This window comes from Pandoraea sp. NPDC087047 (genome assembly GCF_044745225.1).
Taxonomy (GTDB): domain Bacteria; phylum Pseudomonadota; class Gammaproteobacteria; order Burkholderiales; family Burkholderiaceae; genus Pandoraea.
This window is the reverse complement of the sequence record NZ_JBIUZU010000004.1, coordinates 319,010-333,740: the sequence shown is the minus strand read 5'-3', so window position 1 is coordinate 333,740 and position 14,731 is coordinate 319,010. Positions and strand designations below refer to the sequence as shown.

At 63.4% G+C, this 14,731-nt stretch carries 13 protein-coding genes; 4 read left to right on the top strand and 9 right to left on the bottom strand.

Annotated elements, in window-relative coordinates; translation table 11 throughout:
- Window positions 1–29 precede the first annotated feature (29 nt).
- The 3 genes from ACIPHM_RS09490 to ACIPHM_RS09480 are packed head-to-tail and all read left to right on the top strand — an operon-like array spanning window position 30 to window position 3,940.
- Window positions 30–533, top strand: a complete 504-nt coding sequence (locus ACIPHM_RS09490) for a (2Fe-2S)-binding protein (protein ID WP_400327230.1) — start codon at window positions 30–32, stop codon at window positions 531–533.
- Window positions 517–2,922 carry a c-type cytochrome gene (locus tag ACIPHM_RS09485; RefSeq protein WP_400327229.1) on the top strand — a complete coding sequence of 802 codons (2,406 nt, stop codon included), beginning with the start codon at window positions 517–519 and terminating at the stop codon, window positions 2,920–2,922. The genes ACIPHM_RS09490 and ACIPHM_RS09485 overlap by 17 nt, the downstream gene beginning before the upstream one ends.
- 19 nt (window positions 2,923–2,941) lie before the next feature.
- Window positions 2,942–3,940, top strand: coding sequence for an XdhC family protein (locus ACIPHM_RS09480; RefSeq protein WP_400327227.1), 999 nt, complete (start codon window positions 2,942–2,944; stop codon window positions 3,938–3,940).
- A gap of 166 nt (window positions 3,941–4,106) precedes the next feature.
- On the opposite strand, the gene ACIPHM_RS09475 is transcribed toward ACIPHM_RS09480, so the two are convergent.
- Window positions 4,107–5,423: an MFS transporter gene (locus tag ACIPHM_RS09475; RefSeq protein ID WP_400327225.1), complete on the bottom strand. Its 1,317-nt coding sequence runs from the start codon at window positions 5,421–5,423 to the stop codon at window positions 4,107–4,109.
- 542 nt (window positions 5,424–5,965) lie between these two features.
- Here ACIPHM_RS09475 and ACIPHM_RS09470 point away from each other — a divergent pair.
- Window positions 5,966–6,109 (top strand): hypothetical protein, encoded by a 144-nt coding sequence (locus tag ACIPHM_RS09470; RefSeq protein WP_400327223.1) that lies wholly within the window; start codon window positions 5,966–5,968, stop codon window positions 6,107–6,109.
- Between the two features lie 8 nt (window positions 6,110–6,117).
- On the opposite strand, the gene ACIPHM_RS09465 is transcribed toward ACIPHM_RS09470, so the two are convergent.
- From ACIPHM_RS09465 to ACIPHM_RS09430, 8 genes are all read right to left on the bottom strand, one after another.
- Window positions 6,118–7,068, bottom strand: a complete 951-nt coding sequence (locus tag ACIPHM_RS09465; RefSeq protein ID WP_400327221.1) for a TonB-dependent receptor domain-containing protein — start codon at window positions 7,066–7,068, stop codon at window positions 6,118–6,120.
- A 181-nt stretch (window positions 7,069–7,249) separates the two neighbouring features.
- Window positions 7,250–7,654: a substrate-binding domain-containing protein gene (locus tag ACIPHM_RS09460; protein WP_400327220.1), complete on the bottom strand. Its 405-nt coding sequence runs from the start codon at window positions 7,652–7,654 to the stop codon at window positions 7,250–7,252.
- A gap of 105 nt (window positions 7,655–7,759) precedes the next feature.
- Window positions 7,760–9,382: a methyl-accepting chemotaxis protein gene (locus ACIPHM_RS09455; RefSeq protein ID WP_400327218.1), complete on the bottom strand. Its 1,623-nt coding sequence runs from the start codon at window positions 9,380–9,382 to the stop codon at window positions 7,760–7,762.
- An 81-nt stretch (window positions 9,383–9,463) separates the two neighbouring features.
- Entirely contained in the window at window positions 9,464–10,276 is an 813-nt protein-coding gene (locus ACIPHM_RS09450; protein ID WP_400327216.1) for a polysaccharide lyase, read from the bottom strand.
- A 103-nt stretch (window positions 10,277–10,379) separates the two neighbouring features.
- The gene (locus ACIPHM_RS09445; RefSeq protein WP_400327214.1) at window positions 10,380–10,766 is read right to left on the bottom strand and encodes a DUF3693 domain-containing protein; all 387 of its coding nucleotides are present in this window, start codon (window positions 10,764–10,766) and stop codon (window positions 10,380–10,382) included.
- On the bottom strand, window positions 10,763–12,118 hold the full coding sequence (locus ACIPHM_RS09440; RefSeq protein WP_400327213.1) for an MFS transporter: 1,356 nt from the start codon (window positions 12,116–12,118) through the stop codon (window positions 10,763–10,765). The genes ACIPHM_RS09445 and ACIPHM_RS09440 overlap by 4 nt, the downstream gene beginning before the upstream one ends.
- Before the next feature lie 20 nt (window positions 12,119–12,138).
- Complete coding sequence (locus tag ACIPHM_RS09435) at window positions 12,139–13,392, bottom strand: autotransporter strand-loop-strand O-heptosyltransferase (protein WP_400327211.1); 1,254 nt, start codon at window positions 13,390–13,392, stop codon at window positions 12,139–12,141.
- Window positions 13,393–13,399: 7 nt separating this feature from the next.
- The gene (locus tag ACIPHM_RS09430) at window positions 13,400–14,680 is read right to left on the bottom strand and encodes an alginate lyase family protein (RefSeq protein ID WP_400327210.1); all 1,281 of its coding nucleotides are present in this window, start codon (window positions 14,678–14,680) and stop codon (window positions 13,400–13,402) included.
- Window positions 14,681–14,731: the final 51 nt, after the last annotated feature.

Genomic DNA, 14,731 nt, shown 5'->3' with positions numbered 1-14,731 from the left:
ATCCTCGCTCCTCCTTTGCGAGTCAGTTGATGGCCCTACCCAGCCCCGTTGCGGGCCCCACCACTTTGCGTGTGAACGGCGCAACGCATACGGTTACCGATGCGACGCCGGACACGCCGCTGCTTTATGTGCTGCGCAACGACCTCCAGTTGAACGGGCCGAAGTACGGGTGCGGCCTGGGCCAATGCGGCGCCTGCACCGTACTGGTCGACGGGCAACCCACGCGCTCGTGCGTGGTCCCGGTCAGCGTGGCGCGCGAGCGGGAAGTCACGACGCTGGAAGGGCTGGGCAGTGCGGCAGCACTGCATCCGATCCAGCGCGCGTTCATCGAAGAGCAGGCGGCGCAATGCGGCTATTGCCTGAACGGCATGATCATGAGCACCAAGGCATTGCTCGATCGCAACCCGCAGCCCGACGGCGACGCCATTCACGACGCGCTACGCTTCAACCTGTGCCGATGCGGCACGCACTACGAAATCGTCAAAGCCGTGCATCGTGCGGCGCAATACCTGCAAGATGACAAGACCCGATGATGAGCTCGCCGGCGGCAGGCGCGACGGCACGCCTTCACCGGGCATCGCGACTCGCGCCGCGCACGTCACAGCAGCGGGCAACGCCCCCGCGCACGACGAGGATGGCCCGCACGCCGCCTACGCATGGCCGATATGGCACGGCGAGGCTACCGCACAGATGGAGGCAAGCGCGCAGAGGCGCGACGACGGCACGCTGCGGACCTGGCATTACCACGCGGATGTCGAAGGTGTGAACGTGCTGGCGGACGGCGCATCGACGTCGCAAACCGCCGGGCGCGCCGTCATCCCGCCCCCGCTCTACCGCCACGAAACCAGCGCGGCTCACGTGATCGATCCGGGGCATCGCATTCCGGCACAGGCACACGCATTCGCGCGTGAGTCTTTTATCGACGAAGTCGCGGCCCAGGAATCTCAGGATCCTGTGGAGTATCGCCTGCGTCATCTGGCGCCCGGCAGCGACGACGGCGCACGCGAAGTGATTCGCATGGTCGCGCAGCGCGCTGCGTGGGGTGCGCCACCGTCGCCGGGCGCAGACATCGCACCGCAAGGCTGGCAACGCGGGCGAGGCTTCGCCTTCGACGGCCAATCCGCTCGCGCCAGCACCGACGGCAACGCCGACGCTGACACGTGGTCGGCCTGGATCATCGACCTCGACGTCAATCCGCAATCGGGCGAGATCGCCATCCGGCGCGTTGTGGCCGGACAGGCATCGGGCCACCCCGGCGAAGCGTTAAGCGTCGACGGCCTGCCCGCCGGACAAATTGCCGATGCCCTGCGGCAAGCCCTCGGCACGACCTGGCGCATGGATACGGATCATGACGAGATCGACGCCATACAAGCGCACTCGGTCGTCGCGCATGCAGCCTCGTCACCAGCAAACGGTGCGCTTGCCACATCGCCGACGTCGGAAGACACGGATCGCCTGATCGGCTCCGCAGCGCCGGCCGCCGCAGCGATCGCCAACGCCGTCTTCAATGCGACCGGCGTGCGCTTGCGCCGGCCGCCATTCGATCCGGAAAGCCTTCGCCATGCGTTACGCGATTCGACCGGCGCAATGGCATCGAGCGCGCCGTCAAGAGACGCGCGCCGCACAACACGCTGGCGCCGATGGCTGGCGAGCGGCGGCATTGGCGGACTGATCGGACTCGCGGGCGTGATGCTCTTCGGCCCCGGCGAGATTGCCCCCATTTCCGCCGCAGACAATACGCTGTGGTCGACGGCGACGCTCGAACGCGGACGTCAGATCGCCCTCGCCGGCGACTGCGCCGTATGCCACACCGCGCCGAAAGGCGCCGTCAACGCTGGCGGCCTGGCGCTGGAAACGCCATTCGGCACCGTCTATTCCACCAACATCACGCCCGACCCGGAGACCGGCATCGGACGCTGGTCTTACGCCGCCTTTGCGCGCGCCATGCGCGAGGGAATCTCCCGGGACGGCGCACATCTCTACCCCGCCTTCCCCTACACCGCGTTCGCGAAAATGAGCGAGCCCGACATGCTCGCGCTTTACGGCTATCTGATGTCGCAACCACCGGTGGCGAACGCGCCACCGAAAACGGCACTGCCGTTCCCGCTGAATCAGCGGCGGCTCGTGGCGGGCTGGAATTGGCTGTATCACGACGTCACCGAGTATCGTCCCGATCCGTCGCAATCCACCCTCTGGAATCGCGGTCGGTATCTCGTCGATGGCGCGGGGCACTGCGGCGCATGCCACACGCCGCGCAACATGCTTGGCGCAGAGCAAACGAAGCAATATCTGAAGGGCGGCGAAGCCGAAGGATGGCGCGCGCCGCCCCTCGTGGCCTCCAAAGATTCCCCCGTGCCATGGACCGAGTCGGCCCTGTTCGACTACCTGCGCACGGGCTTTTCTCCGGAACATGGCGTCGCAGCCGGACCGATGGCGCCTGTGGTCGCCGGACTCGCCGCGTTGCCCGAGACCGACGTGCGCGCCATTGCGCACTATCTGGTCTCGCTCTCGCCAAAACCGGACGCGGCACAAGTCGCCGATCTCGCTCGTCAGCGCGCAAAAGGCGCGGACATCGCCACGACGCTCGGCCTCGAAAACGGCAGGCGCACCTTCGAAGCGGCCTGCGCTGTCTGTCATACGGACAGCGGGGGCGTCGGGCATTTCGGGGTTCGTCCGCTCATGGGCTTGAACACCAGCGTCAGCCAGGCAAAACCCGACAATCTGATGCATGTCCTGATGAACGGCATCGATCGGCCCGCCACCGAGGCGTTGGGCTATATGCCCGGCTTCCGCGATTCGTTCGACGATCGTCAGATGGCGGAGCTCGCCGCCTTCATCCGCGCACGATACGCCCCGGACCAGCCCGCGTGGCAGGGCCTGGAAGCCTCCGCAGCAGGGGCGCGCGACGCGCATCCGCATTGAATCCAACTTGAGGTGAGGTATGCACAGCGTCGATCGCGAAGTCCTGGAAACCGCTTTGCGCTGGATGTCCGAGGGTCGACGCGTGCAGCTCTACACAGTGGCTACGACATGGGGATCCTCCCCTCGCCCGCCCGGCGCAATGCTCGCCATTCGCGAGGACGGCCAACTCGTCGGCTCCGTCTCCGGCGGCTGCATCGAGGACGATCTGGTCTATCGGCTGCAACATGAGCCTCCGGCAGATGCGCTGCCCGAGGTCGTTCGTTACGGCGTGTCGGCTGACGAGGCGCACCGCTTCGGGTTACCATGCGGCGGCACCATCGTCCTGATTCGCGAGCCACTCTCGGCAGCCAGTGGTATTGCCGATCTTCTCGAAGCCATGTGCAACGGGCAAACCATGCGCCGCACGGTCGACCTGCACACCGGGCATGTCGCGACGACACAGGTGGCAACACCGGCCGAGGCGGACGTCTGCACGTTCGACGGTGCGCGGCTTGTTACGACACATGGACCCGGCTGGCGTTTGCTGCTCATCGGCGCGGGACAACTGACGCAGTACGTGGCAAGCATTGCGCTCACGCTCGACTATGCCGTCACCGTTTGCGATCCACGCGACGAATATCGCGACGCATGGCGCATGCAAAACGTCGCACTCGTGCGCACGATGCCCGACGACACCGTCATCGGCATGCGGCCGGACGAGCGCATGGCCGTCGTCGCACTAACGCACGACCCCAAGCTCGACGACCTCGCGCTGCTCGAAGCGCTCGGCTCTCGTGCGTTCTACGTAGGCGCCATCGGCTCCCGACGAAACAATGAAAAGCGCCGGGAGCGATTGAAGCTGCTTGGCGTCTCCGATGCGGCGGTCGAGCGTTTGCGCGGTCCCGTGGGGCTTCATCTGGGCGGACGCACGCCACCCGAAATCGCCCTGTCGATCATGGCCGAGATGACGGCTCGCAGGCATGGCCTGCCCGTCATGTCGCTCATCGATGTCGAAGCCGGCAAGACGCTCGTGAGCTGAACCCACGCCACATCGCACCCGATACAAAGGCAGCACTGCACTCGCCTGCGGACTTCATCAGCATCTCCCGCATGCCCGCCACCCGCAAAAAAAGGCCGACGCAACGTCGGCCTTCTTCATTCATTCACGGCGAAGCCAGGCGCCGGATTCTCCCCGGCGCCTTCCCTCAGCGATTCACCAATGACTTGGGATACGACAGCGCCAGCAGACAGCCGATGAGCATACACACACCGAAGCCGTAGATACCCGCGGACTGTGTGTGAAACGTATCGCGCAGCCAACCGATGAAGTAGGTGCTACCGAAGCCGCCCAGATTGGCAAGCGAGCAGGCAAACGCAATACCTGCGGCCGCGGCGGAGCCTTTCAGGAACGTCGAAGGCAACGCCCACACCACCGGCATTGCCGCCGCCGCGCCCAGGTTGATGAGCGAGAACAGCACGACCGTCATTACGGTGCCATGCTGCCCCGTTGCGAAAATGAACATCGCCGCCGCCGAGAGCATGAACGGCAACACGATGTGCCAGCGGCGCTCGCGCATCTTGTCCGAACTGGCGCCCCACACGAGCACGCCGACGACGGCCAGCGCATTGGGAATCGCCATCAGCCAGCCGATCGTGTACGGGTCGCGCACGCCGGTGTCTTTCAGGATCGTCGGCAGCCAGAAGCTCACGCCATACAGCCCCAACAACACGCAAAGATCGATCAGCCCAAGCGCCCAAACCTTCAAATCGGTAAAGGCCGCCGACAGATTGTGGCTCTTGTGCGCGTGGGCGTCCTTGTCGAGGTTTGCGCTAAGCAGCGCCTTTTCCTCGGCGCTCAACCAGCGCGCCGACGCGATGTTATTGGGCAGATACATGAAGATCGCGACGCCCAGAACGATGGACGGCAGCGCCTCGATGACGAAAAGCCACTGCCAGCCGCCGAAGCCGTGCGCGCCGTCGAACATGGACATGATCCAGCCCGAGATCGGGCTGCCCACCATGCTGGAGAGCGGCAGGCCGACCATGAACAGCGCGATGATCCGGGCGCGGCGTTCGTCGGGATACCACTGCGTGAGGTAGAGCAGCACGCCCGGCAGGAAGCCGGCTTCCGCAACCCCCAGCAGGAATCGAAGCACATAGAACTGTGTGGGCGTCGTGACGAAGGCGGTCGCCCCGGAGAGGAGCCCCCACGTGACCATGATCCGTGCGATCCAGAACTTGGCCCCGACCTTCTGAAGAATCAGATTGCTAGGCACCTCGAACAGGATGTAACCCGCGAAGAAAAGTCCAGCGCCAAGACCATAAACGGTATCGCTGAATTGCAATGCATTGAGCATTTGCAGCTTGGCCAGACCGACATTGATTCGATCCAGGTAAGCCGCGAAATAACACAGACAAAGAAAAGTGATCAGACGAATGGTGACCTTTCGGTAAACCGCATCGGCATTGTTGCTTTGTGAGGCACGTTGCGCGACCGAATCAGGTATGGCGGTGTAGGACATGGCAACTTTCCGTGGCATGAGCGACTGGATAACGATGGCACAAGCAACGCTCGCGTCATGATGCGCAGCGCATGTTGCCTGTTAAGTTGCATGTATAGCACAAACAAAAAAGCGTACACACTACAAATAAATTCCAGAAAGACAAAGGGAAAACCCTGATTATTTACATAATTCTTTATTTTTTCTGGAATTAATTTTATCCACCACTCTCTCGGCCATCCGCGATATTAAGCGTTAACGCTATGTAACGAGGGCAGGCAGCGCCCCCCTTTGATCGACCTAACCATGCCCTCCATCGACGGCAGCAGGTCGAGCGCGCAACGCGTCGCATCCCTTACGATCACGCATTTCTGGAAAAGCGTGCATATGCGACGGCAAATCCGCCTGAGTCGGTGACTCTCAGGGTTTGCGGCCGTGCGTCCAGGCCTCCCGGGCATCGATATGAAAGCAATAAAAGCTGAAAATCCGATTACGTGGTTTTCGGTGGGAGCGCATCAGCGGGCGCAGGCATGGTAATGGGGGATGTCCGGGGGAAAACCGTCATGAGTGCTGCCAACATGTCCATGAAATCGGGCGCGAAGAAGGGCTACTACGTCCGCATTGCCTACGGCACGAAGACGTACATTCTCGCCCAGCGCATGAGGGCCCCGCGAGCCGAGGCACGCTACAAATACCTGAGCACCTGACCCGCGTCTCACTGCGCCGTCACGTACGACTGCGGTGCCGTCGCGGTGGGATCGATGGCGGCATCGACTCGCGCGCGGAACCGGTCCATCGTCATCCAGGCCGGACCGCCTCGCGTGGGGCGGTAGAGCGCGCGCAACGGGATCTCGCCATGTTCGAGCGGTGTCAGATGACGCGTCTGGTCAAGGCTCTGCGCCAGATACGACACGCGCACCACGCGCTTGCCATCGCGATCGCTCACGAAACGCTCGAATAGCAACGTGCCGCCAGGCACCGCATCGTTCTCGCGATAGATGCCGAGCTTCCAGTCGAAACCGAGCATCGCGCGCAGTTGAGAGATGTTGGTGTCATGCGCGACGAACACCGTCAGGCGCGCAGGCGGCGGACCGCCCTGCCCGCCCTTGCGTGCCTCGACAGCCATCGCCACCTGACTGAGCTCGGTCTTCACGCCCGCCTCATACTGACGGCTCTTGATCGGCGCCATCTGCTGATTGGCGTTCAGCGTGGAGCTGTTGGCGGTACCGCCCTGTTCCAGCGCCTCGACGTAGCTGGTGTAGAACGTCAGATCGCTGCGCGGCGAGAACATCAGCGCCACGGTCGGCGTGACCGGCGAGGCGTGATAGTTTGTCGCCGCAGCAGTCGCCGACGCGTGCGCCACTTCCTCGTACGATTGGTAACGGACGCCGGCGAGCAGCGACCACGGACCGTAAGAAATGCGATCGCTCGCGAAGATGGCGCGCTGCGTGAGCTTGTCGTCGCCGAAGGTGCCGCCGCTGAAGTTGATGTTATCGGCCGAGTTGAGCGTCGGCGAGTAGAGGTTGCCCGATCCGACCACGACCTTCGGCGTGTTGACCGACTTGTTCGAGAGCAGAACGAGCGTGCTCGTGATGACATCGACGCCGCCCGAGATGCGGCGATCCTGCCAGATCGTGTCGAAGGTGACGGTGAGGTCGCGGGTCAAACGTGCGTCGAGCCCGAGTCAGCAGCGCACGCAGCGATACGGCCGGACGTGAGCGGGGTGAGCCGGGCGAGCGAGGCAAGACACGGCTGGCATCGGTTTTGCACTCGTTTGCAAAAAGGGGCGCTTGTTCGGGAGTGGCGTGTGTCATGGACATGCGAATTCCGGGGAAAGGAGCGCCGGCTCAGCCGGCAGTGGCGCGGCGCACGAAGGCGACGGGGGCGATGCGCACGTCTGCGGGACGCGAGAAATCGGCGATGCGTTGCGAGAGCATGTCGACGACACTGTGAGCGAGCGTGTCGGTGTTCTGGGCAATCGTGGAGAGGCGATAGCTGTCGAGCGCGGCGTGCTGGATGTCGTCGAAACCGACGATGCGAAGGTCGTCCGGAATGCGGCGGCCGAAGGCGCGGCGGGCTTCGTCCATGAAACCGAGTGCGAGCATGTCGGTGGCGCAGAACACGCCGTCGGGGGCCGTGTCGGCGGCGGCGCGCCGGAGGTCATGATCACGCCCGCGATGCGATAGCTCAGCAGCATCTGCAACGCGTAGCCGATCTGATCCGGATCGTCGGCATTCATCGTGAGCGCACAAATGCAATCGCCCCGGCTAAGCGGGGCGATTGCAGGGCACTTCTGCGATGTCGTCTTTTCTGGCGGCGCGCACCAGACTCAGCGACTGTTCTCGCGGGTTTGGCTTCTAGACGACGCGCAAGGATCGGGAAACGTTGCGGTCAAATCTGGCAGATGGGGGCATTCCGACGACGGGCGTCTCGTCGACCTTGAACACGCTCACCGCCTGCACGAGTTCGCGCGCCTGATCCTGCAGGGAATTGGCCGCTGCCGCCGCCTCCTCGACCAGCGCGGCGTTCTGTTGGGTCACCTCGTCCATTTGCGACACCGCGTGACTGATCTGATCGATGCCGTTGGACTGTTCGGTCGATGCCGCGCTGATCTCTGCGATGATGTCGGTGACCCGTTTGACCGAGCCGACAATCTCCTGCATGGTGACCCCGGCACGCGAGACCTGCCCCGCCCCCGCGCCGACCTTGGCCACCGACGCCTCGATCAACACCTTGATCTCCCGGGCAGCCGTGGCGCTTCGCTGGGCGAGCGCGCGAACTTCACCCGCAACGACCGCGAAGCCCTTGCCCTGCTCGCCGGCGCGGGCGGCTTCCACGGCTGCATTCAGTGCCAGGATGTTCGTCTGGAAGGCGATACCGTCGATCACCGACACGATCTCGGAAATCTGGTTCGCGCTCTCGGAAATCTCGTTCATGGTGTTGACGACGTCCGCAACGGCCTCGCCCCCTCTGCGTGCAACTTCCGAGGCGCCGACGGCCAACTGATTGGCCTGACGCGCATTATCGGCGTTCTGCTTCACGGTGGATGCCAACTGCTCCGTAGATGCCGCCGTCTCCTCCAGGGAAGCGGCCTGCTCTTCGGTGCGGGCCGACAGATCGGTGTTGCCGGCGGCAATCTGCGCGGACGCCGTCGAAATCGTGTCCGCACCGCATCGAATGGACAGTACGATCTTTTCCCAGCTTTCCTTCATGGCCAGCAGTTCGCGGGTCAAATCGCCCAACTCATCCCGGCCGATACCGGACACCGCCTTGCCGCTGAGATCTCCTGCGGCCAATTGTCTGGCAATCGCCACCATGCTTCGCACCGGCGTCACGATGCTGCGCGTGATCGTCAGGCCGATGAGCGCCCCCAGCACCAGCGCACCCACGGCGCAGGCGACCAGGATCCAGCGGGCAAGCTCAAGGGTCTCCTGAGCCTGCTCCCGGGCCTCTCGTGCCTGCACCTCGATCCGCGCCCGGTATTTCAGGATGGCATCGGAATAGGCTTTGGCGCTGGGGAGCAGCTTCGTGCGGACAACCTCGTCGAGCCTGGTGGCGAGGTCGTCGCTATTTTGCGATTTGAGTTGCATCGCTTCGAGCCGGGCATCGCGATAGGAGGCTGCCGCCCCTTCGATTTCGGTCAGCAGACGCTTGCCCGTATCCGAAGCGGTAGCGCTCAATTGGTCGTGAATATCCTTGTCACGCTTCGTTTGCTCGCTCGACTTGGCTTCGATGCGCTGTTGTTCGCCTTTGTCACTGGTGAGCATATAAGCGGACGAGATTTCCGCGTTCGCATCGACGGTAGCCGCCCATTCCTGTATCAGCGCAGCGCGATCCAGACGGCTTTTCAGTTCATTCGTGGCATCGCTGTTTTTTTCCAGGCTCCAGAGGCTTACGCCCGTCATGAGGGCCATGATTACCAGAATGACTGCGATACCGCCCCCCAAGCGACTGCCGACTTTCAGGTTCGAGAGACGCACCGTATATTCCCCCTTTTTGGATGGAAGCGAGCATAACGCTCGCGTATGTATGTCAGAAGAACGAGAGAGGCGAACCGTGTGTCAACGCACCGATGCCCCTATCGCGTACGTTCGCCCGGACCAGACCCGAAACGCGTCGAAATAGACAAACTGGTCTGTCCTCGGCGACCAGTCCAATGTCGATCCGCCGAAAAATGTGTCCATCTTGATCGCGTCGACCGAGACCCGATCCCGTTGTCGCCAGACCTTTCCCGTGAGGTCCAGCACCTTCCTGCCGTCGACAAACTGCTCGAATGTACCATTCGCCTGCCCCGGATCGTTGAGCTGCACATGTTGTGTCACCGTATGCCAGCGCCCCTTTTGAAAACGCACTTGCAGCGAGACGTAATCGCCGCAACGAGACTCCTTTCCGGGGAAGTACAGATAACCGAATGCCTGACCGGCTTCTCGCCACATCAGGCGCGTCGTGAAGCCGTCGAAGCGCCCGTCGGCCACGCATCCGGTCGGCGTATCGCCGCCACCCAGCCCCGGCAGCTTCCCGCCTCGCACCCATGTGAAGTCGCTGGGAAACATCACCCGATATTCCAGCCAGACGTCGCTTTGACGATCGCCCAGCGGCGCGTTGAACGTCATGGCGGAGCCCCCGCCAATCCTGCCAGCCCGATAAGTCACGCGCAGCACGTGATGCGTCGCGCCCAATGGGTCCGCGACGATAGCCAGTCGATCGTCGGCGACACCGGCCGACGCGTGTGGCTCGACATGCCAATCCGCCAGGAAAGCGTCGGCCGAGTAGGCGCCAATCGGGAGACGGTCGAAATCGACGGCGAGTAACGTCTCGTGCGCCCAAACGACCGAACGCGGCGCCAAAAATAGCAGGATTGCCAACGATGTCATGACGACCGTCCGGCCCAACCAATACGCGAAGCGCTTTGCCTCGCGTTGCGCACGCGCCAGCATGGATGCCCCCCGCCCGGAAGGCGTGCGCGTTTTCACCGCGTCAACGCATGTCGTTCGACGACGGTGCATCGAGAGGCGATGACGAAGCACGCGCCGGTTGCGCGGCAAGCGTCGCTCCCAAGGCATGGCTCGCCAGCCGCTGTGCCAGGCCGGCCCAAATAGCGCGGCCAACGTCGGTGCGCGCGCGTTCGTAGTTGGCGGCGGCGATGACCTGCAACGCGTCAATGCCGAGAATGTCCGCGACCCTCACACAAATATCGTCATCGAAGTGCGCCCGGCCGACGCGATACTTGCTCACGGCGGAAGGCGTCACGCCAAGCACTCTCGACGCAGCGTCGTCCGACCGCAGGTTGAGCCGCGCTTTGACGGCGTCGAGATATTCGACGGCGGACTTCATCCCCTCTGCCTTTTCGGTCAACCGGATCATCGCTCTCCCCCGGCGCACGATGCGGCCACAGGCACCGCACTTCCCTCATGGTGTCGCGCAAACGAGGCGACCTCATCGCTGACGGGCTTAGGCTTGACGACGGTCCACAAGACCGTTGCCCCGATCAGGTCGAGAAAGCCCAGCACGATAAAGAACGGCGTGAAACCCACACGGCTCACGAGCAAGCCGATCACCAGCGTGAAACCGAGGTTGCCCAGCCCCGCGACAAAACTGACCAGCCCCGTGACGGTCGCAACCTCCCGTTTCGGGAACAGATCGGCCGACATCGAGATGACGGTCACCGACAATGTCTGGTGCGCAAAGCCGCCGAGGCACAGCAGCAATACCGCCGTCATCGGATTCACGACGAGCCCGACGCCCGCCATGCCGATCATCAGCACCGCGCCGAGCGTGAACGCCCAGCGTTTGCCGTCAATGACGGGCGTACTGAAACGCTTGTGCAGGAACATCGACAACGCCCCGCCGGTGACGCTGCCGATATCGGCCGCGACAAACGGCAACCAGGCCGTGAGTGCAATCGTCTTGAGATCGAATCCGCGCGCCTGGTAGAGGTACAGCGGCACCCAGTAGACCAGCGTTCCCCATACGGGATCGGCAAAGAAGCGTGGCAGCGCAATCCCCCAGAAGTTGCGCGTACGCAGAATCGTACGGAACGACGGTTTGCCCGGGTTGTTCGCCGCATTGGCGTCGCGCTTCGCCGTCTCCGGCTCGGGACTCACGCCAATGTACTCGGCCTCCTTCGGCGACAGCGCCTTGTGCTCGCTGGGATGCCGGTACAGAACGAACCAGAAGCCGGCCCACACGAGGCCCAACGCGCCTGCGATCACGAAAGCGACACGCCAGTCGTAGTGCAGGATCGACCAGCCGATGAGCGGCGGCGCCAGAATCGCGCCGAACGAGGTACCGAGATTGAACCCGCCAGCCGCCAGCCCTCGCTCGTGCGACGGAAACCAATACGCCACGGCGCGCATGCCCGCAGGAATGAAGGCCGCCTCGGCAAGCCCCAGCAAGCCGCGCAGCACGAACAGTCCGACCCAGCCGGACACGAAGCCGTGCATCATGCAGATCAGCGACCATGCCACCCCGCAGATCATGAAACCGACGCGCAGGCCGGCCCGGTCCATCAGATATCCCGTCAGCGGCGCACCGATCGGGTACATCACCAGGAACGCGCCGGTGATCCAGCCGTACTCATGCGTGCTGATGCCCAACTCCGTGAGCACGGTAGGGGCGGCAATGCCGAGCGAACTGCGCGCCAGGTAATTCGTAATCGTGCCGATCGTCAACAAGCCGATCATCCACCAGCGCAGACCTTTGACATGGATTGCCATAACGTTCTCGGAATACTCTTTTATTGTTCAACCGGCCTGTCGTGGCCGAGCTTACGATCCTGCATCAGGCGGCGAATCACGCTTTGCACATGGCCCGGCGTGATCAGCCGGGAGCACTCGAACTGACGATCGGTGCCGGCATAACGAGGGCACCAGAGGAAATCGTTGTGCTCGAACGCGACTGTGGTGTCGTTCCAGCAACTGTTGCAGGTATGGAAATTGATGACGCGGTACGGCGTCTCGAATTCGTTGAGGGGATGGGTGAAGCCACTGATCATCACGACCGGTGTGCCGACGGCCCAGGCCAGCCACGACAACCCGCTCGACAGTCCGACGAAAAAGTCGGCGTGCATCAGCAGGCTCGCTCTCGCCTGCAACGGCAGATCGCCGGTGAAATCCTCCGCGCCGTATGGAATGTGATTCCAATGCAGGCCTTGCCCGTTCACCGCTTCGCGATCGATGCACAGCACACGATAGCCCGCACGCTTGAGAAACTTGACCGTCTCCATCCAGCCGATCGGGTTGTTCCAGTACTTGCACTGCGACGAAGACTGCGCCGCAATGCACACATACGGCTGCGCGATCTGGCGCGTGGTATCGGCAACGACGATGCGCGGGCGGCATTCGTGCGCCGGCAGGCCGAGCAGATAAGCGATGGTCTTCTGCAGACCGCTGACGCGAAAGTCCGTCGGCTGATGCGTGCGGTCCTCGCAGGGGAAATAAATGCCCAGGTAGTAACTCGCGTAGAAGGTTTCGCGATGCGCCTCCTCGTCTTCCGGGCGAATGTAATGCAGTGCCGGATAGGCCTCACGGAACAGGCTCCAGATGGCCTCGCCCATCGACAGCACCATCTCGCAGCCGTGGCGCTTGCGGAATTCCTCGACGTAGGGGAACCACGCGATGATGTCGCCGAGCGTGCCGACCGGCAGGCGCGCATAGACACGTTTGCCGCGCGCGTCGTAATCGTGCTCGAACACGAGCTCGCCGTGACGGTAGACCTCGATGCGAAAGTCGACGAAGTACTTGCGGGTACTCGTCACCGTCGCACTGCTCACCGCCTCGTCGAACAGCACGACATCGGCCTCCCGGTCCAGCAGCCGCACACGCCAGCCCTCGCCCTCGACCTTGACCCGGCATCCGTAATTGAAGTCGTAGCGAATGCCGTGCGGCCCCTCGCATGCCGGCGGTCCGACATCGACGAAGGGCGCTCCGGGCAGGTCCGGCGTGCTGACGGCAGGGTTGGGGCTGGTTGGGGCGAGTGCGGTGTCGGTCATGACAAGACTATTGAACGGGATGGATTTGCGCGGTCTGTGCGTCGGCGTGCGACGCGCCGGTCACCGGCCAGTAGAGCCATTCGCGCGCGGCAGGTACGCGCTCGAACAGTGTTTTGACGATTGCCGCGTCGTCGGCCGGCGGACCGTAAGCGCGTCGCGCTTGCAGATAGACAGGCAGGAAATCGGCGTAGGCGACGCCCTGAATATCGGTGTACGGCCACGTCGACGGATTGAGGACGTAGGGCGCGAGATAATCGACCGCAGTTTGCAATGCGGCTTTCGACGCTTGCGGATAGGCCCACAGGTCGACGCCGGTGGCCTGGCCGTAATGGGCCATACGCGTCAGCGCCTGCAGATTGAAAACGCTGTAGTGGAAGGCTCGCGTGCGCACGAGCTCGAGCGGCTGGCGGCCATCCGAGCGGATCTGCACGTCGTAGCGCTTGCGCTGCGCCTCGCTCAGTACGCTGCGCGCCAGCGCATCGTCACCGATATAGCGAGCCTGATTCACGAGCTGCTCATCGAAATACGAACCGTGGTTGTTGGTCGCCGCGGCTTCGTCACGGCCGCCTTTGCTGCTCATCATCCAGTGCGTATAGTCGGTGAACCATCGCTTGAGTCCGGCCTGCTCGTCGTCAGACAGGACACCTGCGGGCGTAATGATCCCGATGGTGTCGATGACCTGCCAGAAGTGACGCGTGTCGATAATGCCGGTGCCGCGACCATTGTTCACCCCCATGACCGCCTGCGCATACTCCAGGTTCGGGTTCATGCGCGTGGCCGGATCGAGGAACCACGTGCGCAGCAGCAGCGCCGCGCGCTCGGCGTAACGCCGCTCGCCCGTGAAATAGTAGGCCATGCCCAGTGTGCCGACGGTATCCGAGAATGTCTCGATACGGCGCGAGTCGGTGTCGTTGTTCTTCGTCGACGGATTGATACGGCCGTCGCGGCGCATGTACGGCAAGCCATTCGGCCTGGTTGCGTCGGGCCACCAGTAAGGCGCCATGCTCAGGTAGTCGTGCTTGTCGCCGCTCGGCGGCATGATGCCCTTGGCGGTGACCGAGAGCGGCGCCACGGTCATGGCACGTCCGGCGTCGCTGACCAGCTTGCGATACGCGGGAAGCAGCACCGGCGCGTCATGCGCGAGTGCATTCTTCGCCTGCGCGAGCGCCTGCGGGTCCAGCGTGTAGACGGTGGGCGCCGGCAGCGTCTCGGCATGCCCCGCCGGCACGATCATCCATTGCAACAGGCAGAGCCCCGCCCCGGCCAGCCATCCCAAACGAATCGTCATGATTTCCCTTTCGTTCCAACCCACTCTTGCCAAATTCGCGTGCGGCCGTCG

Coding starts and splice junctions, on each gene's coding strand:
- ACIPHM_RS09430 (WP_400327210.1), bottom strand. CDS start 14,680: ATGACGATTCGTTTGGGATGGCTGGCCGGGGCGGGGCTCTGCCTGTTG.
- ACIPHM_RS09480 (WP_400327227.1), top strand. CDS start 2,942: ATGCACAGCGTCGATCGCGAAGTCCTGGAAACCGCTTTGCGCTGGATG.
- ACIPHM_RS09435 (WP_400327211.1), bottom strand. CDS start 13,392: ATGACCGACACCGCACTCGCCCCAACCAGCCCCAACCCTGCCGTCAGC.
- ACIPHM_RS09485 (WP_400327229.1), top strand. CDS start 517: ATGACAAGACCCGATGATGAGCTCGCCGGCGGCAGGCGCGACGGCACG.
- ACIPHM_RS09470 (WP_400327223.1), top strand. CDS start 5,966: ATGAGTGCTGCCAACATGTCCATGAAATCGGGCGCGAAGAAGGGCTAC.
- ACIPHM_RS09450 (WP_400327216.1), bottom strand. CDS start 10,276: ATGACATCGTTGGCAATCCTGCTATTTTTGGCGCCGCGTTCGGTCGTT.
- ACIPHM_RS09490 (WP_400327230.1), top strand. CDS start 30: ATGGCCCTACCCAGCCCCGTTGCGGGCCCCACCACTTTGCGTGTGAAC.
- ACIPHM_RS09445 (WP_400327214.1), bottom strand. CDS start 10,766: ATGATCCGGTTGACCGAAAAGGCAGAGGGGATGAAGTCCGCCGTCGAA.
- ACIPHM_RS09475 (WP_400327225.1), bottom strand. CDS start 5,423: ATGTCCTACACCGCCATACCTGATTCGGTCGCGCAACGTGCCTCACAA.
- ACIPHM_RS09440 (WP_400327213.1), bottom strand. CDS start 12,118: ATGGCAATCCATGTCAAAGGTCTGCGCTGGTGGATGATCGGCTTGTTG.